The following is a 26,122-nucleotide window of genomic DNA, read 5'->3' as shown; positions in this document are numbered from 1 at the left end:
GGAAACTGCGAATAAGTCCCGCAGTTTAACGCTGAGTTAAGCCGCAGCATCAGCTGCCTAATTTTTAAACTCTAATTTTGCAGTTTAGGCCAATATACTGCCGTTTTAGGCCGGATTTCGACCTACTTCCGGGCCATTTCCGGATTTCAGACAGATCTTGGCTGTCTTCGTAACATCTGGTCTACTTTAAACAGGTTCGCCAAGGTGAATAGCATGGCTAACTGTGAGTCATTTTCCATCAGCCCTTTATAGCGTGCTTTTATAAAACCAAACTGACATTTGATGATCCGAAACGGGTGTTCTACTTTCGCCCGAATGCTGGCTTTTAAATATTCGATGTTGATGGCGGTTTTATTCTTGCGGGGATGCTTCTTCAGCGCCCGAACTTTGCCGGGACGCTCTGCTATCAGCCATTCCACGTTAGTGTCTTTCAGCTCTTCGCGTTTTTCTGCACCTCGATAACCAGCATCGCCAGAGATGAACTCCTCGTCGCCATGCAACAGGTTTTTCAACTGATTCAGGTCATGCTCATTGGCGGCGGTGGTCACCAGCGTATGAGTCAGGCCGCTCTTTGCATCCACGCCAATATGGGCTTTCATACCGAAGTGCCATTCATTGCCTTTCTTGGCCTGATGCATGTCCGGGTCGCGTTCATTCTTTTTGTTCTTAGTGGAACTTGGCGCTTCAATAATCGTTGCATCCACTAACGTGCCTTGTGTCATCATCACACCGCAATCCGACAGCCATTGATTGACCGTTTTCAATAATTGGCGAGTCAACTTGTGCTTTTCCAGCAAGTGCCGGAAGTTCATAATGGTGGTGCGGTCTGGAATCGCTTTATCCAGTGACAGTTGAGCAAACTGACGCATCGAAGCAATTTCATATAATGCATCTTCCATTGCTTCATCACCAAGGCTATACCATTGCTGCATACAATGAATGCGAAACATCGTTTCCAGCGGATATGGACGACGACCATTGCCTGTTTTAGGATAAAAGGGTTCAATCACTTTCAGCAGTTGGGGCCACGGCAACAAGTTGTCCATCCGGGATAAGAAAATCTCTTTACGGGTTTGACGGCGCTTACTGGAGAACTCACTATCGGCGAAGGTAAACTGTTGGTTCATGGGGTTAGTGGCTATGATTTGCTGTGCTGCTATGATCTCACATTAGAGACTTATTCGCATCTTCCCTAGTAATCTTGCCCATGGGCTTCTCCTAATTTGAAACTGGTAACTCATCATCACCATATTGACCAAAAAAAGGTCTTCGATTCAAGTTGAGGGGGAGTACATCCCATTGCTTACGTTTAATAGATGATTCTCATCAAAATGATATTTTGCTTATCGAAAAGGTTGATAGGTTATCAAGATTGCCATATGAACAATGGAAGCTGCTCAAACATCAATTAGTTGATGCGGGACTTCATATTGTTGTTCTTGACCAGCCAATGACTCATGCAGCCCTCAGTGGTAACCCCGAAAGTTCTATGATTTCAAAAGTGCTCACTGAGTTTATGATTGATTTCGCTGCGGCAATGGGTAGGGATGATTATGAGACTCGACGTAAAAGACAGGCACAGGGAATACAGAAAGCAAAAGCCTTGGGTAAATACCAAGGAAGAAAACCAGATCTCAAGCTGAGAGAAAACGTAGCACTTTTACTTAGTGAGGGGAAAAGTTGGTCTCAGATTCAACATCTTTTAGGCTGTAGTCGATCAACTATTGCAAAGGTCAAAAAGCAAGGTAACTCTGATAAAGACTCCACTTTGTAAGAAGGAATAAATCTAAGCAAATTTTTCCCTTAGAAATATAAGGTTATGCTCTTAGCGTACAATATTTTCCGAATCGTCGTGTGACCCCTGGTAGCGCAGTACGCAAAGTGGTACACAAAGCATTCACTTACAGATTGTGGAACGAAGATGAGCAAAAGCAAAACGGTTTGTTGTGCGTTATCACTGGCAATATTATTGCTACAAGGGTGTACAGAAGCGACACAAAATAACAACGCGCAACGTATATTTAATGGTGAAAATCTCGACGGTTGGGTAGTGAAAATTCATCATCATGAGACGGGAGAAGATCCCCTTAACACGTTCCGTGTAGAAGACGGCATGCTTTCAGTAGGCTATGAGCAATACGATGAATTCAACGAACAGTTTGCTCATCTTTTTTATGATAAGCCGCTAAAGAATTTCCGCCTTACCTTTGATTATCGGTTTAAAGGCGAATTTCTGGATTCAGCCCCTTCATATGCCTTTGCCAACAGCGGCGTGATGTTCTTAAGCCAGCCGCCTAATACCATCAATAAAGAACAAAACTGGCCAATTTCTATTGAATTTCAATTGCTGGCAGAAAAGGAGCCGGGTAAATCCAGACCAACTGGCAATATGTGTTCGCCAGGTACCGAAATCTATTATCAGGATTCACTTTATCCTGAACATTGCCTCAACTCTGCATCAAAAACCTACCCAAAAGATGTTTGGGTGAACGCTGAATTGATTGTTAACAACGGCGAAGTTATTCAAAAAATTAATGGCGAAACTGTCCTGGAATATAAGGTCGCTTTTGCTCAACCCGATGGCCTAGTGACTGGCGAATCTGCTGGTATTTGGGAGCAAGTAAAAAGTTTGCAGGAAGGCTATATTGCTTTTCAAAGTGAAGGGCAGCCAATTGATTTCAAAAATATCGTATTAGAGGAGTTGAAATAACTTTAAGCAATGTGTGCCAATAGTCGCTTCTATTTATTAACTGAACTAATTGATAAGCTTTCACCTATTAGATTGAATCAGAAATTCTGATAGGCTAAATGCTTTTAAATATTTAGAGTCAATCAGTACAGGCGGAAATGTATATGCGTGAAAATTATAGCGACATATTGGCATTCATTGCGGTAGCCCGGGAGAAAAGTTTTACGCGTGCTGCAGCGAAATTGGGCGTGTCTCAATCCGCACTGAGTCACAGTATGCGCGCGTTGGAATCTCGTTTGGGTATTCGTTTACTCACAAGAACAACACGTAATGTCTCTACTACCGAAGCCGGTGAGCGAATTTTAAATCGCATTGCCCCGCGATTTGAAGACATTGATACTGAACTTGAATGTTTATCTGAACTACGGGACAAGCCGGCCGGTCTTGTGCGTATTAATTGCAGCGACCATGCAGCGAAAACCATCATATGGCCCAAACTCGCCCCCATGCTTGATAAATTCCCTGATATTCGTCTGGAAGTCAGTATGGATAACGGTTTTACCAATATTGTGTCTGGTCGCTTTGATGCCGGAGTGAGACTAGGGGAAGCGGTAGAAAAAGACATGATTGCGGTAAAAATTGGCCCTGAGTGGCGTATGGCCGTTGTTGCAACCCCCGAGTACCTCGATAAATTTGGTCGTCCTGAAACGCCAGAAGATTTGCTAAAGCATAAATGCATAGGCATGCGCATGATAAGCGCTGGCGGCGTTTACGAGTGGGAACTCGATAACGGCGACAGAGAAATCACCGTTAAACCCCGGGGGCAGGTTATTTTCAATAACCCGTATTTGATTCATCAAGCTGCCCTGGATGGTTTTGGCCTCGCTTTTCTTCCTGAGGATATCTTTCTAGCCGACTTTGAAAGCGGCAAACTAGAGCAGGTATTGACGGATTGGTGCTTACCGTTTCCTGGCTACCACCTGTACTACCCGAATCGCAATAATCATTCCCCCGCATTCAGTACCGTGGTTGATGCGCTAAGGCATTATTCATAATGCGTGGGATTTTAAGACACGGCGAATCTCTCTCGCAGTTGCTCTACATCCTTAATAGGAGAATTACCGAACATTCGTTTATATTCCCGGCCAAACTGAGACGGACTTTCATAGCCTACATTAAATGCCGCAGTGGCTGAATCCAGGTGCTCGGTGAGCATCATCCTTCGCGCTTCCTGTAGCCGTAATGCTTTCATGTACTGCAGTGGCGTCATGGCGGTGATGTTGCGGAAATGATGATGAAACGTCGATACGCTCATATTGGCCAAATCTGCGAGTGTTTCTACTCGAATGTTGTCAAATAAATTTGCTTTCAACCAGGTAATCGCTTTTGTCATCTGATTGGAAGGGGTGCCCAGGGAAGCCAGATTTCTGAGGGTTTCGCCTTGCTCTGCAACGAGCAAACGATAAAAGATCTCACGCCGGATCATGGGGGCTAACGTAGGAATATGCGCTTCTTCTTCGCTATTCAGGTCAATCATTCTCTGGAAGGCACTTATCATTTGACTGGTCAGTTTTCCGGTTTGCATACCTCTGTTTGATTGTTTAGTTTGTGGTGCTGGGATCTGATTTTCCAGCATCAATTGGGTTATTTCCTGGTAGTCAAACGTGAGTTTTAGCCCAAGATAAGGTTTATCTTCTGTGGCATTTACGACGCGAGCAAAAACGGGCAGGTGCAAACCTGAAAACAGATAATGCTCAGTATCATACATAAAGGTTTCTTCATTTAGTTGAACCTGTTTTTCTCCTTGTGCAATCAGGCACACACTAGGTTCATATAATCCTGAGAGCGGTTCGGAGGTCTCCGATATCCGAAATACCGTGAGTCCCGGAATAGCGGTTTTCACAAATGGGGTGTGCTGCGTTAACTTTGCAATGCCTTCTGCAAGTAGGGCCATCTGTTGTGTTAGCTCAGCATTCATCGTCATTAATCAATCCGGTCTGTTTCATGTCATTGTAATCAGTATAACGTCAGTCTCGCTGACGGATCTCACAGAATTTCTGTGGCTCAGAGGATCAGGCTATCTTCAGGCAGAATCGAGATATAGCAAAGCGCCAAACATCTCTTAGTCTGTATTTAGTGAATTGACGCAAAGACAACGTTCATCCACTCATCACATTCATACACATGAAAAGGTTAAAGATGCTAGACAGAAGGGGTTTTCTTATTGCCGGTGTCGGCATTACCGCAACAGGATTTATGCACGCGGCAAACGCTGGTAGTGCAGGGCAGCCTGCAACGATGGCCGTTTAACTAGGCGATACTTGAGTTTGACGCCGACAACCTTTCATAAATAGAGGAAAGAAAATGACGAAAATTAAATTACTTATAATTTTTTTGGTTTCATATAGCTTTACCCAGTTAGCATTTGCAGATGACACTGCAGAACAACTGGAAGCCTTATCAGACAGTAAGTGGGAATGGATGGCAGCAAAAGAAATTGCCCCACTGCAACAACTCTTTCACCCCAACGCCAAGTTCGTCCATATGAGTGGTTCCTGGAAGACGGATCGTGAGCTGGAAATCATTAAAAGCGGTTCTATCTGGTACAAAAAGGCCGCAATTCACGACCGTGCCACAGAAGTTGTGGGTGATACAGGCGTTGTCTGGAGTCGCATTACACTAACTGCACATGTTCGTGGTAATGATGTAGAGAATGAATTTACCGTAACTGAAGTATTCAGCAAGGTTGATGGTGACTGGAAAATTCTTGGGCTCACCTTCAGCAAAGTGCGTGACACGCATGAGATAGAACATTAAAACAGAGAGAACTTTCTCAATGAAAACAGTTAAATTGAATAACGGTGTAGAAATGCCAATTCTAGGTTATGGCGTTTTTCAGATTACCGACCCAGCCCAATGTGAAAAAGTGATTATCGAGGCCATCGAAACCGGTTATCGACACATCGATACGGCGGCGTCTTATGGCAATGAGGAGCAAGTTGGTAATGCGATTAAACGCTGTGGCGTTAAACGCGAAGACCTCTTCGTTACCACTAAACTCTGGTTACAAGGTGCATCTTACGACGGAGCGCTGGCACAATTTGAGCGCTCGATAAACCGGCTTCAGATGGACTACGTTGATTTGTACTTAATTCATCAGCCTTTCGGTGACGTACACGGAGCCTGGCGCGCCATGGAAAAACTGGTTTCAGATGGCAAAGTGCGGGCTATAGGGGTCAGTAATTTTTCGCCAGACAGAGTGGCAGACCTCATTGCATTTAATGATATCGTACCGGCCGTGAATCAAATTGAAGTTAACCCCTTCAATCAGCAACTACAAGCTGCGCCCTGGCTTTCATCTCGAAGTATTCAGGTAGAGGCCTGGGCTCCCTTTGCTGAAGGGCGAAACAACCTTTTCCATCACCCTGTGCTTCAGCAAATAGCAGATGAATACAATAAGTCCATCGGGCAGGTAATACTCCGCTGGCTGGTTCAACGTCAAATTGTCGCGTTGGCGAAAACGGTGAGTGTTGAGCGAATGAAAGAAAACCTGGCGGTATTTGATTTTGCCTTGTCCGAGGAAGACATGACAATGATCACGGCATTAGATACTGCGACCAGTGCGTTTTTCTCTCATCGTGACCCCGCCATGGTTGAGTGGCTCACATCCTGCAAACTTGACGTGTAAAGGGCTATAGCGTTGCTGGATTCTTACCGGCATTAACAACTGTTTTTTCTTTCACATTTTATGGACCGGCTTTTTGCCGGTCCTTTGTTTTTGGAGATTAACAATGAAAAGAAAGCATGTTTTTCAAGTCGTCGCCCAGAGCTATTTCTTCATTGCAGTGCCGTTGTTGATACTGATATCGATAGCCTGCTGCACATCCGGTGCGAGTTACCCACATGTATTGGTAAAACCTCAGGCCGACCATAAGCAATACAATACGTTTCATTAGAAAAATTGCTAACCGTAAGCTCGTTTATCTGATTATCCAATAAATTGATTATTGATACGCTGTACACTCAATTCAACCAATGAGACATCGACTTTGAAAAAACGAATTTTGGGTAAAAGTGGCCTGGAAGTAACCGCTATGGGTCTTGGTTGTATGCGAATGAGCTTCGCAGACAAACCCGCAGATAAAAGCGAAATGATAAAGTTACTGCATCAAGCTGTTGATGCAGGTGTGACATTTTTTGATACTGCTGAGGTATATGGTCCGTTTACTAATGAAACTTTGCTCGGAGAAGCCTTTGCTGACGTTAACAAAGATAACCTGGTTATTGCCACCAAGTTTGGCTTTAAACATCAGGAAGGTGTTGGGCCTTTACCTTCACACGGCTTTGATAGCCGGCCAGAGCAAATCAGACAAGTAGCAGAAGCCTCGCTGAAAAGATTGAATGTAGAAGCCATCGATCTCTTTTACCAGCACAGAGTTGATCCCAATGTGCCCATTGAGGATGTTGCCGGGGCGGTGCAGGATTTAATCAAAGAAGGTAAGGTAAAACACTTTGGCTTATCAGAGGCAAATGCTGAGACAATACGTCGGGCTCACAATGTACAGAACGTGACTGCCTTGCAAAGCGAGTATTCCATCTGGTGGCGTGATATAGAGGCTGAAATTTTACCAACTTGCGAAGAATTGGGGATTGGTATTGTGCCATACAGCCCGTTAGGTCGGGGGTTCTTAACCGGAACAATTACTAAAAATACCACCTATGATGCAAGCGACCTTCGCAGCAACAATCCCCGTTTCACCGCGCAAGCAATTGATGCAAATCAGGCAGTTGTGGACCTGTTAATCGACATTGGTAAACAACACGACGCGACCCCAGCTCAAATTGCGCTTGCCTGGTTATTAGCGCAGAAACCTTACATTGTGCCAATCCCGGGCTGTCGTTCGCTATCCCGGTTAAATGAAAATATGGCGGCTGCCGATATCACGCTTTCTGCACCGGATTTATCACAAATCGAGAATGCAATGGCGGACATAGAGGTAGTAGGCGACAGATACTGACGTCTACTGCCATCAGCAATTTACAAAAAAGCCGAAGGTGTTCTGCTGTTCACTCGTAGACACGAAAGCATTTCCCCCGTGTAAAGTCGCTATCGCTTTTACGATAGATAAGCCTAATCCGTGCCTTGCTGAACTACCGTTGCGGCTGGGATCTGCACGAAAAAAGCGGTCAAACAGGTTGGCTTTCACCGTGTCTTCTATGGCCTCGCCGGTATTGGTAACGGAAATAGATGCCTGACCAGCATTGACTTCTACGTGTATTAAAATGGTGGTGTCGGGCTCGGCGTATTGAATTGCATTTTCAATAAGATTGCCAAGGGCACGGTGGAACAGGCCTCTGTCAACCTGTGCCTTTCCACTCCCTGTGCAACTTACGCGCAATGCCTTCTCGTGAAAATTCGGCTCTAAATATTCGATGATTTTGTTTGCTTCGACAGCAAGGTCAACAGGCTCTTTCAGAAGTGGGGTTTGTCCAGACTGTGAACGGGATAAGAACAACATGTCATTGACAATACGAGTTAGTCTGTCTAATTCTTCAAGGTTTGAGTAAAGCAGTTCTTCCAGCTCTTCCCGACATCTTCTTTTGGAAATAGCCAACTGTGTTTGCCCAATCAGATTGGTAAGCGGGGTTTTAAGCTCATGAGCCACGTTCGCGTTAAAGCTTTCAAGTTGCTGCCAGGCCACTTCCTGGCGCTCAAGCACACCGTTAAAACTTGCGCCAAGTGGTTGTAACTCTAGAGGTAGCACCTGGGTATCCAAACGCTGGCCATTCACACCGGGTTCTATCTTACCTGACTGAATGCTCAATGCATTGACAGGTTTCATGCCTGCCCGCGATATGACATAGCCCAGTAATGCGACTAAACATGCACCGAATAGAGTAAGGAAGAACATCTTCTGGTTGAATGAATCAAATGTTCCCATGTAAGGGGTTGAATCAATCGCCACCAGAAGTGCTAACCTGCTATTGCCCGACGACAGGGTAAGTTCGGTATTCAATAAATACAGTGAGCAAATTTCTTCACTCACAGAAACTTTTGAATATCCTATGGGCAGATTTTCCCAAACGACATTGTCTGGCAGTTCAGGCGCTTCACTAAACGTCTGTATGGCGGGCTTTACCCAGTATTGAACACGGTGACCTTCGATGGCGGATATCCGCTCGAGTTCATCGTTTAAAGCATCCCAACGGCCTTCATCTGCATAGTTCTGAATGGTCGGTAACACCAGTTTTTCTCTGAAGGTCAACTCCTGATGCATTTGAGTTCGGATAGCATCGTGAAGGGTATATCGCAGCGTGAGCGCGTACATGGAGACAATCAATATGGCTGCGGAAGCGAAAATGACGGCCTGACGAGCAGAGATAGAGTAATGATTGCTTTTCCACCACTTAAACATCTTGATTGCCTCGTTCTTCAAGTACATAACCCATGCCTCTCACTGTATGCAGTAATTTAGTCGCAAACGGGGTATCTATCTTGGCTCGCAAACGTTTCACTGCGACTTCAACCACATTGGCATCACTGTCAAAATTCATATCCCAAACCTGCTCTGCAATCATCAGTTTAGATAATATCTCGCCCTCGTGACGGGCAAGCAAGCTTAGCAGGCTATATTCTTTTGCTGTAAGTTCAATTCGGTGATGACTTCTGAATACTTTGCGGGACAGCAGGTTAATGTTCAGATCAGCAATGTTCAATTCACTGATATCACGGGTATCGTTATGGCGTCGCCTTACCAATGCCTGAATTCGGGCGATTAGTTCAACCAGGCTGAATGGTTTAGGCAGATAATCATCGGCGCCTTTCTGAAGCCCTTTGACCCGTTCTTCGACATTACCTCTGGCTGAAAGCATTAACACCGGCGTCTGCTTTCTCTTTCTTAACCGCTCTAAAACCTGATAACCATCAATGCCCGGCAACATCACGTCAAGAATAATGGCTTCGTAATCTTGTTCTAACGCCATATGAAGGCCGTCGATGCCATCATCAACACCATCAATAACAAAACCGTTTTCTTCCAGGGCTTTCGTGAGGTATCTCAGCGTTTTCTGTTCATCTTCTACAATGAGTATTTTCATAAATGATTTTAAGGGGCGATAGGCAGTTTTATCAGCGGCTAATGCTGTTTTGTAACCAACACTGTAATTGCACTGGCTTTGAAAATCCATTTTTTATATTTTGCTCATAATTCATTGGATTACGCTTATTTTTCGAATTTCAGCCGATTTTATTCCTGCCTGAAAACTGACAAAAATGTCAGCTTGAGGACATCATGGAGACAAGTTAAATACACATACTGTTTACATTGTTGTTTCTTGAGCACCGACGCTTCTTTGAAATAGAGCTGGTGGGCAAAATTCGTGCGATGAACTAAAACGGAGAGGTTGGTTGAAAGCTGATAAATTAAGTAATGTTGCAAACGAATATGTTCCAGTTACCGATGAGCAAAACTTGTTCAACATTTTTCGTGTAGGAAAATGGCCTGAATATTTTCCCGATGTGCAATTCCCGTCAGATCGCGCGTCCCTGAATCAATATTTACGACAAATGACACCGAATATAGGCCCTATCGATATCAATGTGAATGAGGCCACGGTTATTCACCTACCGTCCGTGGGCATTTATGGGAACACCCTTTTTACGTTCTCCGATTTGAATAACCGTGAAATCGCCGAACGCATGTCTACGTGGCTAGACAGTAAATCACTGAATATTCGTTAAACAAGTCACTAATTTGGGAGAATTTCTAATGTTCAAATATCTAATCAGAAAAGCAGGAATACCGGTACTCATTTTCGGTTTTCTGTCTGCTACCGTTTTCGCTGATGACACAGATACATTAAGTGCACGGCAACAGGCGATCATTCCGATTGCAGCGCATACTGCATCTGGCGATATCGCTGCGTTAAATACAGCGCTCGCAGATGGCCTTGATGCCGGACTCACGGTAAATGAAATAAAAGAGATATTCATTCACGCATACGCCTATGTTGGTTTTCCGCGCGCACTGAATGGCATTAATGCATTTAATCGTGTTGTGGATAACAGAAAAAGCAACGGCATCAACGATAAACTTGGGAAAAGCGCGACGCCTGTTCCTGAAAACTTCGACAGAAACGCCTTTGGTCATGAAGTTCGGAATGGCTTAGTGGGACGTGATATTTCTAATCGCACAACCGGTTATGCGGCTTTTGTCCCCACCATCGATGTGTTTCTGGTCGAGCACCTGTTTGCCGATATCTTTTATCGGGATGTACTTTCAACAGCAGACCGTGAACTTGTCACCATTAGCATGCTGGCAGCTTTAACCGGTACCGATGCTCAACTTACCGGCCATATGAATATTTCCATGCGCGTGGGCTATAGCGCAAAGCAACTTCTGGCATTTACACAGGTGCTGGCGAATAACGTCGACGTAGCAGCCGCCAGCCGTGCGTTTAACATTCTTACGACAATATCTGATATCGATGCAAGTGAACAACCTACCAAGGTTACTGTCGATTCAGGCAAATCAACCATTACCGGTGCTGCAGATAAATTCTCTGGCAAAGCCATTGTAAGCTCTATATTTAAGGCGCCTGCATCGTCTCATTATCGTGGTGGCATCGTGAGCTTTGAAAAAGGGGCGAAAACGGCATGGCATACTCACCCTAATGGTCAGACACTGATCGTCATTTCCGGCAAAGGCTATGTTCAGCAAAAAGGTGAAGAAAAGTTGCTTATGGAAGAAGGCAGTGTAGTGACTATTCCACCTGACACCCTGCACTGGCACGGTGCTACTGATGAATCGCCTATGGCCCACGTAGCAATATCTACCCCGGAAGCAGGTTCAACAGTGAGCTGGCAGGGTTTTGATTAAGCTCCGCTGATTGACAAAATCACTCACAGCAACATTGCGCTTAGAACACACTAAATTTAAACGGAAAAAATAAAATGAGAGCGGTGTCATTACTGGCACTATCACTCGCACTTTTGTGCGCGGGTAGTGCTTTTTCAGCAACAAACGTAAAAGTAAAAACGCCATTAGGTACAGTAGTAGGAGTGCAACAAGGCGATGTGGATGTATTTAAAGGGCTTCCCTATGCCAAACCTCCGGTAGGTGAGCTTAGATGGCGGGAAACTGTCCCAGTAAAATCGTGGGAATCGGGTGGAGCTCGCATCGCCGATGCCTTTTCAGATATTTGCCCACAGGTGAGATTTGGCGATCCTGAAAGCTGGAAAGAGGGGATGTCGGAAGATTGCCTGTATCTCAATATATGGCGCCCTCATAAGGCGGAAACGAAAGCCAAATTACCGGTAATGGTATGGATCCACGGCGGTGCTTTTGTTTTCGGTTCGGGCTCGGTTGATGAAAGTGTGGGTACCAGCTTTGCCGAAAGGGGCGTAATTTTAGTTACCATAAATTACAGGCTTGGACGTCTTGGGCATTTCGCTTTTCCGGCGCTAACTAAAATGCATGCTAATGAAAGCAAAGGCAGCTATGCCTATATGGATCAAATCGAAGCGCTGAGGTGGCTTAAGGCGAATATTGAATCATTCGGTGGCGATCAAAAGAATGTGACCATTTTTGGTGAATCCGCTGGTGGCGTGTCTGTGCATTCTCTATTGAGTATCTCAGATGCCGAAGGCTTGTTTCATAAGGCTATAGTGCAATCGGGTGGCGGCCGTGACGGAGTGTTAACAGCCCGTCCGTTATCAGAAAACAACGTAGATCCTCATTATCCTGAGTCAGCCGAACAAATAGGTATTAACTTTGCCGAATTTGCTGGCGTAAAAGGGACGGATGAAAAAGCCCTGGCACAACTCATGGCATTACCTTTTGAGGCAATCGTGGCAGGTGGTGCAGAAAGCGATCCTGACACGAGTAAGCCGATTTATTCCGGCCCTATTAAAGACGGTAAATTAGTTCAACAAACAGCTGAAACCGCCTATAAACAAAATATGTTCAACAAAGTACCATTGATGATCGGATCTAACACGGCAGAAGTGCCTGCGGGGTTTGTTAATGCGCCTTCGAAACAAGCGCTTTGGTCTACCTTCGGTGAGTTCGAAACAGACGCAGCAAACGCTTACGACCCGGTAGATGATCGAGAGCTGGATGAAGTGCTAACCTATGTGAACACTGACAAAGTGTGGGCAGAACCGGCACGCTTTACTGCGAGGATCTTTGCAGAGCATGATTTACCTGTCTACGTTTATCGATTTGGCTATGTACCCGAAGCACTCACAGGCAGTCTCCGCTATGGCGCGCCACATGCCTCAGAAATTCCGTACGTATTCAATAATCTCGATGCTCGTCGCGGTAACTTACCCATTACCGAAGCCGATAAGAAAGTAGCCAGTATGCTGAATGCCTATTGGGTCAACTTTGCCAAATCTGGTGATCCAAATAGCGAAACGTTGCCAGAATGGTCCCGTTTTACGGGTAAGTCATCAATGCTTCTGAAAGTGAATAAAGCCGGACACACCCGCTCTCTTCCTGATCCGACGACTGAACGACTCGACGCAGTTGAAAAGACGGTAGAGTAAAAAAAGCTCTAGAAAGCTAAAAATATTACCCATGGATAAAAGCTGACAAATCTGTCAGCTTTTCGTCACTAATACGACGGCGCATGACAGCAATAATAGGTTTTTAACGTTGATAAGGAACCTTATTTTGCTGATCAAATACCTCTCTGTTTTATTATTCAGTTCAACACTAGCCTTTTCTCAGACAGCATTTTCCGCATCTGCAGACGAAAACCCGTTTACGCTAGTTTATAAAGGCGCCATCACGGAAAACTTGCCAGACGAAGTCAACATACACCCGGTAACTTATGATTTACATGGGATTAAAATCGCAGCGAATATTTATACTCCGCCGGGTTATGACGTGAAAAAGCGCTACCCAACCGTGGTAGTTGCGCACCCTAATGGTGGTGTAAAGGAACAGGTAGCAGGGCTTTACGCACAGCGTTTAGCGAAGCAGGGTTTCATTACCATCGCCGCTGATGCAGCATATCAAGGAGGCTCCGGTGGTAAACCTCGCTATGTAGATATACCCGCGAACCGCATAAGTGATATTCACGGTATGGCCGATTTTATCAGTACTTTCAACGGTGTTGATGCAGGCAAAATAGGTGTACTAGGAATTTGTGGCGGTGGTGGTTATTCACTGGCCGCGGCACAAACGGATATACGTTTTCAGTCTGTTGCAACGTTATCCATGTTTAATTCTGGTCGAGTGCGTCGCAATGGCTACATTGACTCTCAAATCGACACCATCCAAAGCCGTTTAGCTGATGCCTCTGAGGCTAAAAAGCATGAAGTTGAAGACGGAACTGTCGAATACGTGGGTGGACAGAGCCTTACGAGAGAGCAAATCGCTAAGTTACCTTTTGAGCTCTACCGGGAAGGACTCGAATACTATGGTTTTACCCACAAACACCCAAACTCACAAAGTAAATACACCAAATCAAGCCTGCTTGAGTTAATGCGCTGGGATGCAACCGATCATATCGATTTAATCAATCAGCCATTACTAATGATCGCAGGCAGTGAAGCAGACTCACTTTATATGAGTGAGAACGCCTTTAATCTTGCTGTGAATGCAAAAGATAAAGATCTGTATTTGCTAAAAGGTGCCACCCACATAGACACATATTGGAAGACAGAATACGTCGATGATGCTGTGAGTAAATTGGATGCCTTCTTTAAAGATACTCTCTAAGTTAATGATGTTGTGAGCAAAGATGAAACGGCGACGATGATTGGCATCTAGTTGATTCGATAACTAAACGCCCCAATCTGCTAGGAATCGCCGTTTCCTCTTTTAGAAAAATATCGGTCGTCTGTTCACAACATTATCTTGAAAGCCGCGCGGTCCACCAGGTAAATGATGCCGCAATCAGTAGAACTATCGCACTAAAAATATAGGTTGTGACGTAACCCTCAAAATCATACAACACGCCACCTAGTGTAGAGCCAAGCCCAATGCACAGCTGCACGACGGCTACCATCAAACCACCACCGGCTTCGGCATCGTCAGGGAAGTTTTGTGGTATCCACGCCCACCAACCAACAGGTGCAGCAGTGGCGATAAAGCCCCACAGTCCAAGTAGAAATACAACAATCCACATAGAATGACCCAATACAGTTAAACTAACCGCGATAGCCGCAAGCATGAGAGGAATAGAAATTAGGGTAGGGTAGAAGGCATGCTTCAATGGTAAATTAATTAATGATGTGCCAATAAAACCCGTCACGCCTATTAGCATAAGAATTAGGGACAGCGTGCCTACATCTACCTTAGTAACATTTTCTAAAAACGGACGAATATAGGTGTAAAGACTAAACTGTCCAAGAAAGAACAAGCCGACAGCAAGCATACCGATGACAACCAATTTTCTTTTTAACAAGGCGAATACGGCAAAAATTCCAGCTGTTCCATTATCTTTAACTACTGGCGGCATCGAGGGCAAGCTGAGCCACTGCCATACGAAGGTGATTATCGAAACCGGTATCAGGCTAAGGAATGCGCCACGCCAACCAATCAGCGCGCCCAGATAGGCACCTAGAGGCGCAGCAATAACAATGGCCAATGCGTTTCCACTATTAAAAATCGCCAATGCTTTCGAAACCTGATCTTCCGGTACCAGCCGCATGGCAATGGCAGCAGACATAGACCAGAAACCACCAACAACAATACCAATCATGGCACGTCCAATCATGTAAACAATATAGTTATTGGCTAGACCAACAACCGCACCAGACAGACCCATGAGCACCGTTAGAAATAAAAGCAGCGTTTTACGATTCACGTTAGACGCAACCGATGAAATAAACAGGCTTGTTACTACTGCAAACGCGCCTGAAATGGCAATACCTTGACCAGCCATGCCGTTAGTCACATTAAGTGCATCGGCGATAGGTGTAAGCAAACTTACGGGCATAAATTCAGAGGCAACCAGAGTAAAAACGCAAACGGTCATGGCAAAAACGCCACTCCAATAAGCTTGTGGCTCGTCGTTAACGATAGTGTTTTGTTGAATTGTCATGAATGGTTTTCTACAGCAATAGTTGGTAACAAACAGTGCGCTGAAAGTTCTGCACGGTTGTCTGAGATAAAATAAGGAGGGTGCTATATTCTTACACAGGGTGATTTTTGAATTAACATGGAAAGCATAAATACACTTATGAATGGTATTCATTGAAGAGCCTGGAAAAATAATAATCGATGTAGTGCAACAACAAGGCTGTAGAAAGGATTTCGCAAGGGATTGATAACCAATGAGATTTTAATACTTAATTTAACATAATATACATTATGCGCAATTAAGTATTAATGTGGATTGTGGAGTTGTAGTGCCTGTTTCCACTTAGGTTGAGATTTCACATCCGTTGATATCTACATTGTTGTGACTGTGAACCTGAGTTTTGTATCCAGCGACAACATTCTTCTGAAGCAACTTGCTCACGACATTATCAAATGATCGGAAACTCTGACCCGGTGCTAGTCTTTCCACACGCAGCGAGATTAGCTGGTACTGCAATGATGTTAATACCGTTAATGACCAAAACGTCATTTACCTCGCACCGCAATTCGCGACCGCTCGATACACCCAGAACTTCAACTACACTTAATCCTGCCATTTCCTTTCAAGTTGAGCTTGGCAGTTAGAGCCAACTAGGAATTTTCAGTAACTAACGATTGTCCGGTTCCTCATCGATCAACAACTTCTGGTGCTTTGGTTGCCGAAAATTGTCAAAACTGCATCGTGCGCTACGTAAAATCTGCTGTGTGACACCTCGCAAAATTACTCAGATTTCACGTAGCGCGCGGATAGATTTTCGGAATTCTGAGTGCAATTTGCCATGCGCGTTCAGACAGACAATCAAGATTTAGCTTCTAACCAGAGCATCTATTTATTAGAGTCAGATATGTAGAAACGCCAGACATGCATTTCACAGTTTCGAAATGAAATAAGTGTATGAATATTCAAAGCTAGGCTGATAAGACTTTCTGATGTAAATCTTGGTGTAAGACCTGATATAAAACCCGAAGCCAAATTCGATAGAAAGGCTGATGCTAAACCCGTTGTAATATAACGACGTTCGCTCTAATGCATTCACCAGAACACGGGCACTACATCAAGAGAATTCTGATATCTGCCGTGCCCAGAACATTCACAATACGAAAAGCTAGAAATCAAATAAACTGTATTTACATACAGTTTCCACCAGTATCCGTGATGTGCAACTTAACTAGATATAAACCCAGATCCATCACGCATGATAATTCCAGTTATCATGCGTGATTATCTACATTTTGAACAATTATCAATGACTTAAGAAATGCTAACTCTCAATAAAAGTTATGACGTGATGTTTTTCATTTGGTGTTACTCTTCCTCCGTCCATTGCCGAAAGCATATGGAGAAGCGCCGGGCTAGTGAAATCTCCTTTATTTAAAAAGTATGAATGCCCTTTAGGACTATCGAATCTATTGTTGAAATCTGCACAATCAACTTCATAAATATTTTTCGGTACTTTATTGATGTCTTCTACGCCCGTCATGCCCAATCGTCTTGATAACGTGCGGTTTTTTACATTTGCTACCTTACTGGCTGGCATTGCCAGATCATCGCCAGCGTAATATACAACCAGGTTTCGTGTTGTTGAAGGCAATAACGCAGCGCTCCTACCTGGTTCAAAGCAATGGTTTACAACATCAGCGGCAAGCATAAATACATTACGGAATAACAGTGGCACCATTCCGTAATGATCATTTCTTCCCCAATAGCTAATTGCGTTTCTTAAAACGCGATTTCCCATTGAGTGCGCGAGTATGTTGATACGACGGGTGCACGGGTTCTCAGATTTTGCCTCTTCAATACGCCATGCATCAAACTTGGCCAGCATTCTCGAAAAGGCAGCACCACTGAAGTCTGCGGCTTTCTGATCATCCCAGTAATCATCGAGAAATCGACTTGCTCTATCATCATCGCACGGCCACATTAATGGAACCACTAAAGCAAAGTTCTCACCTCTTTCTTTATTGATTAATTTCTGTAAGTCCTCTGCTCTACCAAATACGTCTGGCTCCGGATTGTTATTAAATCCATGTATATAAAGTAGAATTTGTGTATTGTCTTCTAGTTCTTTGAGTGCTTTAAAAAAATTCCGCCCGCCTATTTCGGTATAGTCACCAGGACCTTTTCTTTTGCAAAAATACATCTCGTTAGCCGGCTTAGTATTTTGATTATCAAATTGGATCTTGCGGTCGACTTTGGAAATGGGCGAAATAGTGCTGGATTTCTTGGTGGGGGTTCTGTTTGTTGCGAATAGCATTAGACGTTCCTTCGTGTAGTTAATGAAAAGGTACGTCGTGATATTACAATTCTCAATCACATCCTTGTTTTTTTAAATTACTCTTTAAAAAAATCTAATGCAACTATGTTCTTCTGAAGAATTTAAGCTCCCCGGTAGCCTTTCAGTATCATATTTTAATCGTTTGGCCGAGTTTTGGAGTCAATGGGGATTTTGATAACTTACTAATGACATCGATGACATAAATACATTATAGTGTTACCAAATTTACTTTTTGTTAACCACATTGGTTACAAATATCTTTGTTCGCGTTAAGGTAAATTTTATCGTCGCCCTGCTCTATCACGAGCTTTAAGGCCCCTTAACCGAATGTGGTCGCTGTAAGGAATAAAAATGATAAATAAGAATATGCTTAATACGATCATCGCAGGCAGCCTGGCGTTAGGCACAATGGTGAGTACAAGCAGTGCTTTCGCCGCAGAAGAATTAACCGATTGTTCATTACGTGATGTGCCATTTTCAAGCTCGATGCCAGCTTACGATGTTGTGATGCGTCCAAAAGCCAGAGCCATCGTTGAGAAGTACTATCCTGGTGTATTAGAAAAAGTGCCGGCTTGGATCTTAAGTGAATCCATGCCCTCTTTCAGTACACTGATTACTCTGGATCAACTACTGACCCGCATGGAGATAAAAGACGACGCTAACGCGCAAGCTATGCGTAAGGAACTTGCAGCGCTGCCTGTTACGCGTGAAGACAAAATTTCTCGTTGTGCCCGATTCGATGCAGAACCAGTAAACTTCGATTTAGGTGATGAGCCGGTTCAGGTTTTGATTTATCAGAAAATCAATGGTTACGACCATGGTGAGTCTGTGACTGCTGCCACAGAAAACCTGACTAAACTTGCCACAGAAATGGGATATGGCGTGTCGGTTAGTGCTAAAGGAAGTGCGTTTACGCCTGAAAACCTCGCTGTATTCGATGTGGTAATCTGGAACAATGTCAGTGGGGATACCCTCACTTTGTCGCAGCGCAAAGCATTTGAAGACTACATGAATAATGGTGGTGGTTTCCTCGGCATTCATGCTTCAGCTGGTGACTCAGTCTATTTTTGGGACTGGTATCGTGATGTATTGATTGGTGCCCAGTTTATTGGTCATCCAGGTGATGATAATTGGTTCCAGGATGCCTATTTAGACGTTACTCATCATGACTCTGGCGTTGCTGAAGGCATTCCTACTCGTTGGGAACTTAATGATGAGTGGTATTCATTCTCAGACAGCGTGTCGTCGAAAGGTTACGACATCGTTATGGCTATTGATGAAGCGACTTATGAGCCAGGTAAAGAGTTGGAAATGGGTGAAGACCATCCACTTGTTTGGACACACTGCATAGGTGAAGGTCGTGCGATGTACAGTGCCATTGGGCACCGAAAAGAAGTGTACAACGCTGAATACAATATAAAATTGCTGAAAAATGGTATGAAATGGACAGCAGGCCAAGGAAACGACACCTGTAAAAACTAAGCCTACCAAAAGAACTTAATCATGAAGCCCGGTCAGTCCGGGCTTTTTTATGCTCACAGTTTTAAACCGTAACTAATACGACCACAGTGCCATTCTCTGTCTGCGTTATCTTGTAGTCATTCACGATTACTGTATACATATACATATTTATTCGTATGTGTATAATGCAATTAGACTCAATGTGGTTACGCATAACCCTCCTTCCCCGTTTGAACGCACATACTTTACACAAGCAATCAGAGGCTTAAATGAAACTTCCCGCAGCACAGCAACTACAGTTTACTGAATGCTACCGCGATGCGGTAAATCAGTATTTCAATGATATTTTCTCTCGGCTTCCTAAAAATACGCAGCGGGCCTATATCAGTGATTTCAACGAGTTTGCTATTTTTTGCCAGCAAGCTGCGCTGCCTGGATTCAATTCTTCTTTCGAGAACAATGAGCAGTGTGTGAAGGAATATGTAGAAATGCTGTGTCAGTCACCACTGGCATATCGAACGATTAAACGCAGATTAAGTGCATTGAGTAAATTTCTGGGTATTGCAAAATTACCGAACCCCATTGTGCAATCGGTGTATTTGAAAGACTTTATTCGCCTTGCTCTGGCCGAGAATGAAAAGTACCAGTTTAGTCAGCATCAAGCTGTGCCACTAACCGTGGATTTATTAGAGCTTATCAACGAGCGCGTCATACCTGATTCTTTGTTAGAATTGCGCGACCTGGCGCTAATCAACCTCATGTTTGACGGGCTGTTACGGGCTGATGAAGTTATCAGGGTATGTTGTGAGCATATTGATAGACGAAGTAATGCCCTACTCGTTCTCACCTCCAAAAGTGATCAGGCAGGTAAAGGGCAATATCGCTATGTATCGCCGAGTACGCTGGATATGCTTGATGAATATATGGCGGAAGCGAATTTCGATCCCAGCCATCAATGCGAACGGGACAGCGCTGATCCCAGGCGAATTAATAAAGGTATTGTATTTCGTCGCGTATCTAACAGAGGCCATGCACTGCTTCCTTATGATGAATCAGCAAGCCTGAAGCAGTCATTGAAACTTGAGTATTCAAGCATTTATCGGATCTGGAAACGCATTGCTAAACTGGCGGGTATAAAAGAGAATATAACACCACACAGTGGCCGAGTTGGTGCGGCAGTTTCGCTTGCCGAAGATGGTGCGACACTACCAGAAATGCAACTAGCGGGAGGCTGGCGTTCTCCAGAGATGCCTGGACATTATGGCCAGCAAGCCGCGGTAAGAAAAGGTGGGATGGCAAAGCTTGCGAAAAGAAAGGGCCGTTCAGGCACTTAAGTGTGTTTGGTAACGGAAATTCATCTCGGCAACCCATTCAGATTCATTCTTTTTTCCAATAATTTTGAGGTGTTATGACAGCACGTTTTCACTCTTACTCGGTTTCTGCAGGTCACGGACTTCCCCACGACCCGTTTAAAGCCATTATTGCCCCGCGTCCTATAGGCTGGATTGCCTCGCAGAGTAAACAAGGCACAACTAATCTGGCGCCATACAGTTTTTTCAATGCGTTTAGTAACGCGCCGCCATTGATTGGATTTGCCAGTATTGGGTTCAAAGACAGCGTGCGTAATATTCAGGAAACTGGGGAATTTTGCTGGAGTCTCGCGACCTATGAACTTGCTTCTGCTATGAATAAAACCAGTGCATCGGTAGACAGCAATATTGATGAATTTGAATTGGCAGGCCTAAAAAAACGTCAATCCGATATTATCGATGTGCCTCACGTTGAAGCCAGTCCCGCCTCGATGGAATGTAAATTAACGCAGCTTATTCCTTTAACCGATCTCGACGGTAAAGAAACCGACGCCTGGCTTGTGATTGGTCAAGTGGTTGCTGTACATATCAATGAAGCCTATCTCACCGAAACAGGTTTGTTCGACACGGTAAAGGCCGATTCAATAACCCGAGCCGGTGGCCCTGCTGATTATTTTCGCGTTATAGAAGCAGCAAAATTCCAGTTAAAGCGACCAAGATAACTTTTACGAGGGAGAATCGCGGATAACATTGACTCAGTTACCTGTAACTCGAATAATACGCCTCCCACCAGCAATGAGCTAAAAACATGAAAAAACACCTGATACCTGCTGTCGCTTTGCTGCTTACTGCTTGCCAGCCAGAGAACAACATGGCAGGACTAGATCGCGTTTATGTGAAGCCGGTCACCACACAGTGCCTCACTGATGTGATCACCGCACAACCCTTTGTTGCAGACTTCTCTACCGATAAAGATGTGTTTCATTTCACACTAGACGGGTATGAAACGCGTATGTTGAATAAAAAACTCGATGGTAAAATTTCAGGGTATGCAATGACCATCGATGGCATGCGCCGGGGTGACGATCCAAACGCTTTCTATAAGAAAGTTCGTGAAATGGAAACCACCATCTTTACCACCATTACTGAAACTTGCTACTAACCCTGAAAAACGCACTTCTCTGGGGTATTGCACTTGTATTCAACGCTTTATCCTGTAGGGTTAGGCGCTTTGTAGTGTAAAGGATGAATGAATGAAAACAGGTATTGTCCTTGGTGCTAGCGTTGTAATTGGCGTAAGCCTTGCCGGTATCTCAATGACCAAAAGTGGTTACGAAACGTTTATTAACGAGCAGTCACAGCGACTGTTGGCCGACGTTGCACCGGGTACAACGATCTCGCGCACCATTTTAAATGATGGTTTTTTCACCGTTGAAGACGAGTTCGTCTTTGCATTCGACCCCACCGAAACAGGGTTAAGCAGTGATGCGAAAATGCAATTAACGGTGCAAAACAGCTGCACAATATTCCCATTTTATCTTTCTTGTAACGATACTTTTAGCTATAAGGCTTCCGCTGAGCTTGAAGCATTGAAACAACAATTCCTGGACTACAATTATGAAGCAGGCTGGAATGCTAGCCCCTTAACCCAGAATATTACTGGCTGGCTTAAAGGTGAATCGTATACATCGAGTTCAGAAAGTGCCCTAACCTTAGGCAAGCTTAATCTTACATTAGACACTGACTTTGCTTTCTCTGCGGTTGGCGTCGACTTTACGCTGGATACAGTCAGCATGAATGCTGATAGCGCAAACCTGCGCTTATCCGATGTGGTGATGACGGCAGATCTTACCGACATTCAGCAAAACTCCTGGATTGGTACGAATACCCTTACCTTTGAGGGCTTCACTGCAAATTCCGGGGATGGTAGCGAAATATCACTCGAGGATGTGTTAGTAAGCAGCATCACCACTGAATATGAAGAAGGTAAATACGACCTCAATTACATCGTGCGTGCGCAAAGTCTTTCAGTTAATCAACCGGGTTTAGCGTCGCAAGCGGATGACATCAATTTTGACATTAGGATGTATGGCATTTCTGCCGAAGCGTTGGATTTAATACAAGAGTTTGAACAAGCGAATTTAACGGATGCAGCCATTCAGAAACAGCTTATTGATCAGCTTGGAAAGAGCGAACCTGGCCTGACGCTAAACACTTTATCGCTGACGCTAAACGAAGCGCCCATTAATGCGACTGGCGAATTAAGCTTTGAGCCGTTTACGTTCCAGGACTATGAAAATATGGCTGTCGCGGGTAAAGCTCACGGCAAGGTGCATGCCATGTTCAGCGGCGATCTCGAAACTGCGGCGCCAGCACTATTACCGGTTCTCCAACAAAGTGTACAAACCGGTATGCTAACCCAAGATGAAAACGGTGATTTTGTCACCGATATCCTTCTCGAAGGTGGTGCAATTACTGTCAATGGCACTGTTATCGGCCAGTTCTAACACTTCATTTGGGAGATTGCTATCTATTAGCATCTCCCTAATTTCAATGAGTTAACTGCCCACCCAAGTTACGCATAACCCTGCAGGCTCATTGGCAGCAAACCAATTCATCATTGTTGTCGTAAAGAACCTCATAAACAATGAGGAGCAAATTTATGAGTTCAACAATCGATGCTAAACATGCAAAACTGCTCGCGGAAGTTATCGATCAGTCAACAAAATGGCAACTGCAGCCTGAGAAAAAAACACCTTTTAAATCTACCGATGAAGCATTTGCTTATATCGAAGCGCATAACGAACCGCTGTACATTCTTGTTCCAGTGAATGACTCAGAGGAAGAAGTGATGGTAAAAGCGTCTACCGAAGGTGACGACGTTTTACTGCAAACGGTGTCGATGCAAAATATGCAAGAAGCAAAAGTACACCATTCACATTTGAAACTGGTGGAAAGTACTGTTACCGAACTGGTTAATGCTCAGTTGTCTGATGGGAAAAAAGCAGCGTCTTTTTAACAGGCTTATTTGCGTTTACTGGCAGTGCGGGTCTACACCTTCACTGCCAGCACATCAACCTGAACCCCATGTAAAACGGCATTGGCGGTAGACCCCAACAATAAGCGCATACCACTGCGACCATGGGTACCAATAACAATTAAGTCACTGCCCAGTTTTTTTGCTGCCTCGTGTATTTCATCGGCCGCTCCACCAACCACGACGTGAGTGTGCGAAATAGGAATGTTATGACGATGCGCAATACCTTCAAGCTTGTCTTTTGCCTGCTGGCAAATCTCGTCTGAGAAATCACTTTCAAGAAATAAACCGTAGGGCTCAATGCTTGTCTGCGGATACACCACATAGAGCAGATTTAATTTTACATTATTTCCCGCCAGCTGCATTGCCCGATGGACCACAGCTTCATAGTCAGAATAAATATCAATTGCGACAAGAATGGATTCATAAGCGGCCATGTCAAACTCCTACTTGGTTTTATATCACTATAGTTGAAAAGCGCGCTGTCGGGTTGACGAGAATCAAGCTTAAACCGCTTTTGTGTCTTCTTCTATCTTTGCAAGGTGACTCGTTGGCATAAAGCTGCGGGCACTGCCTTCTTTCACATGTAATTTAAACGCGTCAGCAATGTTGTCAGTGAGAAAGCTGCCACGTTTCACTAACGGAAAAATATCGTCGTAGCGTTTTACTTCGAGTTGGCTCACCCGACGGAATATATGGGTACGATTTAATGATGATGGTGAACCGTGACCTGTTGAAGACAAAATGTCCATGAAGGCCTTAATAGTTTTTCGATGAAAACGGGCCACACGTTGGTACTTATCTTCAACAACTAAGCCTTTTGCCAAAGATGGATCTTGCGTGGCCACGCCGGTTGGGCAGCGATTGGTATGACACGACAATGATTGCACACATCCGAGCGCTAACATCATGCCCCTGGCACTATTACACAAGTCAGCGCCCAGGCTCAGATTTTTGACAATATCAAACGCGGTAATGACTTTTCCTGACGCAATCAGACGAATATCTTCACGTAAATCAAAACCGATAAGGCAATCATCAATGAATGCCAACGCTTCACGCAGTGGAAATCCGATTGAATTTGCATATTCCAATGGTGCGGCGCCTGTGCCCCCTTCTCCACCATCAACGGTAATGAAATCTGGCTTGATGCCCGTTTTTATCATCGCTTTACAAATCGCCACAAATTCACTTTTACGACCTAACGACAGTTTGAAGCCGATAGGTTTACCGTTAGAGAGTTTACGCAGCTCATTGATGTATTCCATCATTTCAATTGGCGTTGAAAACGCCGAATGACGAGGCGGCGAATCGACTTGTGTGCCAGGCTCTACACCCCGCACAGCGGCAATTTCCGGGGTGTTTTTGTGGGCAGGGAGAATACCGCCATGCCCGGGTTTAGCGCCCTGACTGAGTTTTATTTCAATCATTTTCACATTTGGATGCGAGGCTTTTTTGGCAAATTTTTCGGCGCTGAATGAGCCGTCACTGTTACGGCAACCAAAGTAGCCCGTTCCGATTTGCCACACAACGTCACCGCCATTATTTAAATGATACGGTGTAAGACCCCCCTCGCCGGTGTTGTGGTAGAAGTCACCTTTTGCCGCCCCTTTGTTCAATGCTTCTACTGCATTGGCACTCAGGGCACCAAAGCTCATGGCAGAAATATTAAGTAGGCTGGCGCTATAGGGTTGCTTGCATTCTTTCGAGCCAATGACGACGCGAGGATTACGGTTCATTTCCTTGATGCCCATTGCAGAAAGTGAATGACCAATCCACTCGTATCCATTTTCGTAGGTATCTAACTGCGTGCCATAAGGTGAACTGTCGATATCGTCTTTTGCCCGCTGATAGACGATAGAACGGTGCATTCGGCTAATAGGCCGGCCATCGGTTTCTGATTCAAGTAAGTACTGTTGTAAGAACGGCCGCAAACCTTCGACAATCCAACGCCCTCTTCCTATAAATGGGTAATTAATAAGAATAGAGTGATGTGTTTGCTTGGCATCGTATAACCCGATTGCTAAACAAAGGCCGCTGACGGGCAGCAACCAGAGCATGTCGTGCCACACGAGCCCGATGAGCAAATTAATGAAAACGATGATGACTAAGCCCGTTATGATGGGTTTTTGCATGGAAAATACCAGTCCTTGTAGATATGGGTAACACTATGTGCGCGACCATAACAAAGATCATCTTAGTAGCGGAATTATTCTAACGATGATCCGGTCAGAATATGAGACGTTTAAAATTCA

The 26,122-nt window shown here is 44.5% G+C and carries 23 protein-coding genes and 1 pseudogene; 16 read left to right on the top strand and 8 right to left on the bottom strand.

Annotated elements, in window-relative coordinates:
- Nucleotides 1-146 precede the first annotated feature (146 nt).
- A complete protein-coding gene (locus tag BFC18_RS03165; protein ID WP_070123743.1) occupies nt 147-1,127 on the bottom strand; it encodes an IS5 family transposase in 981 nt (326 codons plus the stop codon).
- A 179-nt stretch (nt 1,128-1,306) separates the two neighbouring features.
- On the opposite strand from BFC18_RS03165, the pseudogene BFC18_RS03160 reads away from it, so the two are divergent.
- The 3 genes and pseudogenes from BFC18_RS03160 to BFC18_RS03150 form a co-directional block, all read left to right on the top strand.
- Nucleotides 1,307-1,774, top strand: a pseudogene (locus BFC18_RS03160) (recombinase family protein); the annotation flags it as partial.
- A gap of 147 nt (nt 1,775-1,921) precedes the next feature.
- Complete coding sequence (locus BFC18_RS03155; RefSeq protein WP_070123742.1) at nt 1,922-2,710, top strand: 3-keto-disaccharide hydrolase; 789 nt, start codon at nt 1,922-1,924, stop codon at nt 2,708-2,710.
- Nucleotides 2,711-2,853: 143 nt separating this feature from the next.
- A complete protein-coding gene (locus BFC18_RS03150) occupies nt 2,854-3,744 on the top strand; it encodes a LysR family transcriptional regulator (protein WP_070123741.1) in 891 nt (296 codons plus the stop codon).
- A gap of 11 nt (nt 3,745-3,755) precedes the next feature.
- Here the strand turns inward: BFC18_RS03150 and BFC18_RS03145 are convergent, their stop codons facing one another.
- Nucleotides 3,756-4,673, bottom strand: coding sequence for an AraC family transcriptional regulator (locus BFC18_RS03145; protein WP_070123740.1), 918 nt, complete (start codon nt 4,671-4,673; stop codon nt 3,756-3,758).
- A gap of 380 nt (nt 4,674-5,053) precedes the next feature.
- On the opposite strand from BFC18_RS03145, the gene BFC18_RS03140 reads away from it, so the two are divergent.
- The 3 genes from BFC18_RS03140 to BFC18_RS03130 all read left to right on the top strand — a co-directional run bounded on the left by BFC18_RS03140 (nt 5,054) and on the right by BFC18_RS03130 (nt 7,707).
- Entirely contained in the window at nt 5,054-5,506 is a 453-nt protein-coding gene (locus tag BFC18_RS03140; protein WP_070123739.1) for a nuclear transport factor 2 family protein, read from the top strand.
- A 19-nt stretch (nt 5,507-5,525) separates the two neighbouring features.
- Nucleotides 5,526-6,377 carry an aldo/keto reductase gene (locus BFC18_RS03135; protein ID WP_070123738.1) on the top strand — a complete coding sequence of 284 codons (852 nt, stop codon included), beginning with the start codon at nt 5,526-5,528 and terminating at the stop codon, nt 6,375-6,377.
- A 361-nt stretch (nt 6,378-6,738) separates the two neighbouring features.
- Nucleotides 6,739-7,707, top strand: a complete 969-nt coding sequence (locus BFC18_RS03130; protein ID WP_070123737.1) for an aldo/keto reductase — start codon at nt 6,739-6,741, stop codon at nt 7,705-7,707.
- 12 nt (nt 7,708-7,719) lie between these two features.
- Here BFC18_RS03130 and BFC18_RS03125 read toward each other — a convergent pair whose 3' ends face one another.
- Nucleotides 7,720-9,105, bottom strand: coding sequence for a heavy metal sensor histidine kinase (locus BFC18_RS03125; RefSeq protein WP_070123736.1), 1,386 nt, complete (start codon nt 9,103-9,105; stop codon nt 7,720-7,722).
- On the bottom strand, nt 9,098-9,787 hold the full coding sequence (locus BFC18_RS03120) for a heavy metal response regulator transcription factor (protein ID WP_070123748.1): 690 nt from the start codon (nt 9,785-9,787) through the stop codon (nt 9,098-9,100). Before BFC18_RS03120 ends, BFC18_RS03125 begins: the two co-directional genes overlap by 8 nt.
- Nucleotides 9,788-10,097: 310 nt before the next feature.
- Between BFC18_RS03120 and BFC18_RS03115 the strand changes: the two genes are divergently transcribed.
- From BFC18_RS03115 to BFC18_RS03100, 4 genes are all read left to right on the top strand, one after another.
- Nucleotides 10,098-10,430 carry an alpha/beta hydrolase family protein gene (locus BFC18_RS03115; RefSeq protein WP_070123735.1) on the top strand — a complete coding sequence of 111 codons (333 nt, stop codon included), beginning with the start codon at nt 10,098-10,100 and terminating at the stop codon, nt 10,428-10,430.
- A 28-nt stretch (nt 10,431-10,458) separates the two neighbouring features.
- Nucleotides 10,459-11,568, top strand: coding sequence for a carboxymuconolactone decarboxylase family protein (locus tag BFC18_RS03110; RefSeq protein WP_070123734.1), 1,110 nt, complete (start codon nt 10,459-10,461; stop codon nt 11,566-11,568).
- A gap of 74 nt (nt 11,569-11,642) precedes the next feature.
- The gene (locus tag BFC18_RS03105; protein ID WP_070123733.1) at nt 11,643-13,238 is read left to right on the top strand and encodes a carboxylesterase/lipase family protein; all 1,596 of its coding nucleotides are present in this window, start codon (nt 11,643-11,645) and stop codon (nt 13,236-13,238) included.
- A gap of 127 nt (nt 13,239-13,365) precedes the next feature.
- Nucleotides 13,366-14,418: an alpha/beta hydrolase gene (locus BFC18_RS03100; RefSeq protein WP_139138935.1), complete on the top strand. Its 1,053-nt coding sequence runs from the start codon at nt 13,366-13,368 to the stop codon at nt 14,416-14,418.
- Between the two features lie 133 nt (nt 14,419-14,551).
- On the opposite strand, the gene BFC18_RS03095 is transcribed toward BFC18_RS03100, so the two are convergent.
- The gene (locus tag BFC18_RS03095) at nt 14,552-15,745 is read right to left on the bottom strand and encodes an MFS transporter (RefSeq protein ID WP_070123732.1); all 1,194 of its coding nucleotides are present in this window, start codon (nt 15,743-15,745) and stop codon (nt 14,552-14,554) included.
- Between the two features lie 1,300 nt (nt 15,746-17,045).
- Nucleotides 17,046-18,038, bottom strand: coding sequence for an alpha/beta hydrolase (locus BFC18_RS03090; RefSeq protein ID WP_070123731.1), 993 nt, complete (start codon nt 18,036-18,038; stop codon nt 17,046-17,048).
- Nucleotides 18,039-18,410: 372 nt separating this feature from the next.
- On the opposite strand from BFC18_RS03090, the gene BFC18_RS03085 reads away from it, so the two are divergent.
- From BFC18_RS03085 to BFC18_RS03060, 6 genes are all read left to right on the top strand, one after another.
- A complete protein-coding gene (locus tag BFC18_RS03085) occupies nt 18,411-19,541 on the top strand; it encodes a ThuA domain-containing protein (RefSeq protein WP_083272890.1) in 1,131 nt (376 codons plus the stop codon).
- 248 nt (nt 19,542-19,789) lie between these two features.
- Entirely contained in the window at nt 19,790-20,854 is a 1,065-nt protein-coding gene (locus BFC18_RS03080; protein WP_070123730.1) for a tyrosine-type recombinase/integrase, read from the top strand.
- Nucleotides 20,855-20,928: 74 nt separating this feature from the next.
- Nucleotides 20,929-21,552 (top strand): flavin reductase family protein, encoded by a 624-nt coding sequence (locus tag BFC18_RS03075; protein WP_070123729.1) that lies wholly within the window; start codon nt 20,929-20,931, stop codon nt 21,550-21,552.
- An 86-nt stretch (nt 21,553-21,638) separates the two neighbouring features.
- A complete protein-coding gene (locus tag BFC18_RS03070; RefSeq protein ID WP_070123728.1) occupies nt 21,639-21,992 on the top strand; it encodes a hypothetical protein in 354 nt (117 codons plus the stop codon).
- Nucleotides 21,993-22,083: 91 nt separating this feature from the next.
- Nucleotides 22,084-23,337: a DUF945 family protein gene (locus BFC18_RS03065; protein ID WP_070123727.1), complete on the top strand. Its 1,254-nt coding sequence runs from the start codon at nt 22,084-22,086 to the stop codon at nt 23,335-23,337.
- 155 nt (nt 23,338-23,492) lie between these two features.
- The gene (locus tag BFC18_RS03060) at nt 23,493-23,849 is read left to right on the top strand and encodes a hypothetical protein (RefSeq protein WP_070123726.1); all 357 of its coding nucleotides are present in this window, start codon (nt 23,493-23,495) and stop codon (nt 23,847-23,849) included.
- 32 nt (nt 23,850-23,881) lie between these two features.
- On the opposite strand, the gene BFC18_RS03055 is transcribed toward BFC18_RS03060, so the two are convergent.
- Both BFC18_RS03055 and BFC18_RS03050 read right to left on the bottom strand, forming a co-directional pair.
- The gene (locus BFC18_RS03055) at nt 23,882-24,304 is read right to left on the bottom strand and encodes a universal stress protein (protein ID WP_070123725.1); all 423 of its coding nucleotides are present in this window, start codon (nt 24,302-24,304) and stop codon (nt 23,882-23,884) included.
- A gap of 69 nt (nt 24,305-24,373) precedes the next feature.
- A complete protein-coding gene (locus BFC18_RS03050; protein ID WP_070123724.1) occupies nt 24,374-26,002 on the bottom strand; it encodes an FMN-binding glutamate synthase family protein in 1,629 nt (542 codons plus the stop codon).
- Nucleotides 26,003-26,122 lie beyond the last annotated feature (120 nt).

The organism is Alteromonas confluentis (assembly GCF_001757105.1).
Classification (GTDB): Bacteria; Pseudomonadota; Gammaproteobacteria; order Enterobacterales; family Alteromonadaceae; genus Alteromonas; species Alteromonas confluentis.
The sequence above is the reverse complement of the archived record's forward strand: the minus strand, read 5'-3'. Positions and strand labels throughout refer to the sequence as shown.

Bases quoted from the DNA above. Each gene is read 5' to 3' on its own strand.
- BFC18_RS03165 (WP_070123743.1), bottom strand. From the start codon at position 1,127: ATGAACCAACAGTTTACCTTCGCCGATAGTGAGTTCTCCAGTAAGCGC.
- BFC18_RS03155 (WP_070123742.1), top strand. From the start codon at position 1,922: ATGAGCAAAAGCAAAACGGTTTGTTGTGCGTTATCACTGGCAATATTA.
- BFC18_RS03150 (WP_070123741.1), top strand. From the start codon at position 2,854: ATGCGTGAAAATTATAGCGACATATTGGCATTCATTGCGGTAGCCCGG.
- BFC18_RS03145 (WP_070123740.1), bottom strand. From the start codon at position 4,673: ATGACGATGAATGCTGAGCTAACACAACAGATGGCCCTACTTGCAGAA.
- BFC18_RS03140 (WP_070123739.1), top strand. From the start codon at position 5,054: ATGACGAAAATTAAATTACTTATAATTTTTTTGGTTTCATATAGCTTT.
- BFC18_RS03135 (WP_070123738.1), top strand. From the start codon at position 5,526: ATGAAAACAGTTAAATTGAATAACGGTGTAGAAATGCCAATTCTAGGT.
- BFC18_RS03125 (WP_070123736.1), bottom strand. From the start codon at position 9,105: ATGTTTAAGTGGTGGAAAAGCAATCATTACTCTATCTCTGCTCGTCAG.
- BFC18_RS03120 (WP_070123748.1), bottom strand. From the start codon at position 9,787: ATGAAAATACTCATTGTAGAAGATGAACAGAAAACGCTGAGATACCTC.
- BFC18_RS03110 (WP_070123734.1), top strand. From the start codon at position 10,459: ATGTTCAAATATCTAATCAGAAAAGCAGGAATACCGGTACTCATTTTC.
- BFC18_RS03105 (WP_070123733.1), top strand. From the start codon at position 11,643: ATGAGAGCGGTGTCATTACTGGCACTATCACTCGCACTTTTGTGCGCG.
- BFC18_RS03095 (WP_070123732.1), bottom strand. From the start codon at position 15,745: ATGACAATTCAACAAAACACTATCGTTAACGACGAGCCACAAGCTTAT.
- BFC18_RS03090 (WP_070123731.1), bottom strand. From the start codon at position 18,038: ATGCTATTCGCAACAAACAGAACCCCCACCAAGAAATCCAGCACTATT.
- BFC18_RS03085 (WP_083272890.1), top strand. From the start codon at position 18,411: ATGATAAATAAGAATATGCTTAATACGATCATCGCAGGCAGCCTGGCG.
- BFC18_RS03080 (WP_070123730.1), top strand. From the start codon at position 19,790: ATGAAACTTCCCGCAGCACAGCAACTACAGTTTACTGAATGCTACCGC.
- BFC18_RS03075 (WP_070123729.1), top strand. From the start codon at position 20,929: ATGACAGCACGTTTTCACTCTTACTCGGTTTCTGCAGGTCACGGACTT.
- BFC18_RS03070 (WP_070123728.1), top strand. From the start codon at position 21,639: ATGAAAAAACACCTGATACCTGCTGTCGCTTTGCTGCTTACTGCTTGC.
- BFC18_RS03065 (WP_070123727.1), top strand. From the start codon at position 22,084: ATGAAAACAGGTATTGTCCTTGGTGCTAGCGTTGTAATTGGCGTAAGC.
- BFC18_RS03060 (WP_070123726.1), top strand. From the start codon at position 23,493: ATGAGTTCAACAATCGATGCTAAACATGCAAAACTGCTCGCGGAAGTT.
- BFC18_RS03055 (WP_070123725.1), bottom strand. From the start codon at position 24,304: ATGGCCGCTTATGAATCCATTCTTGTCGCAATTGATATTTATTCTGAC.
- BFC18_RS03050 (WP_070123724.1), bottom strand. From the start codon at position 26,002: ATGCAAAAACCCATCATAACGGGCTTAGTCATCATCGTTTTCATTAAT.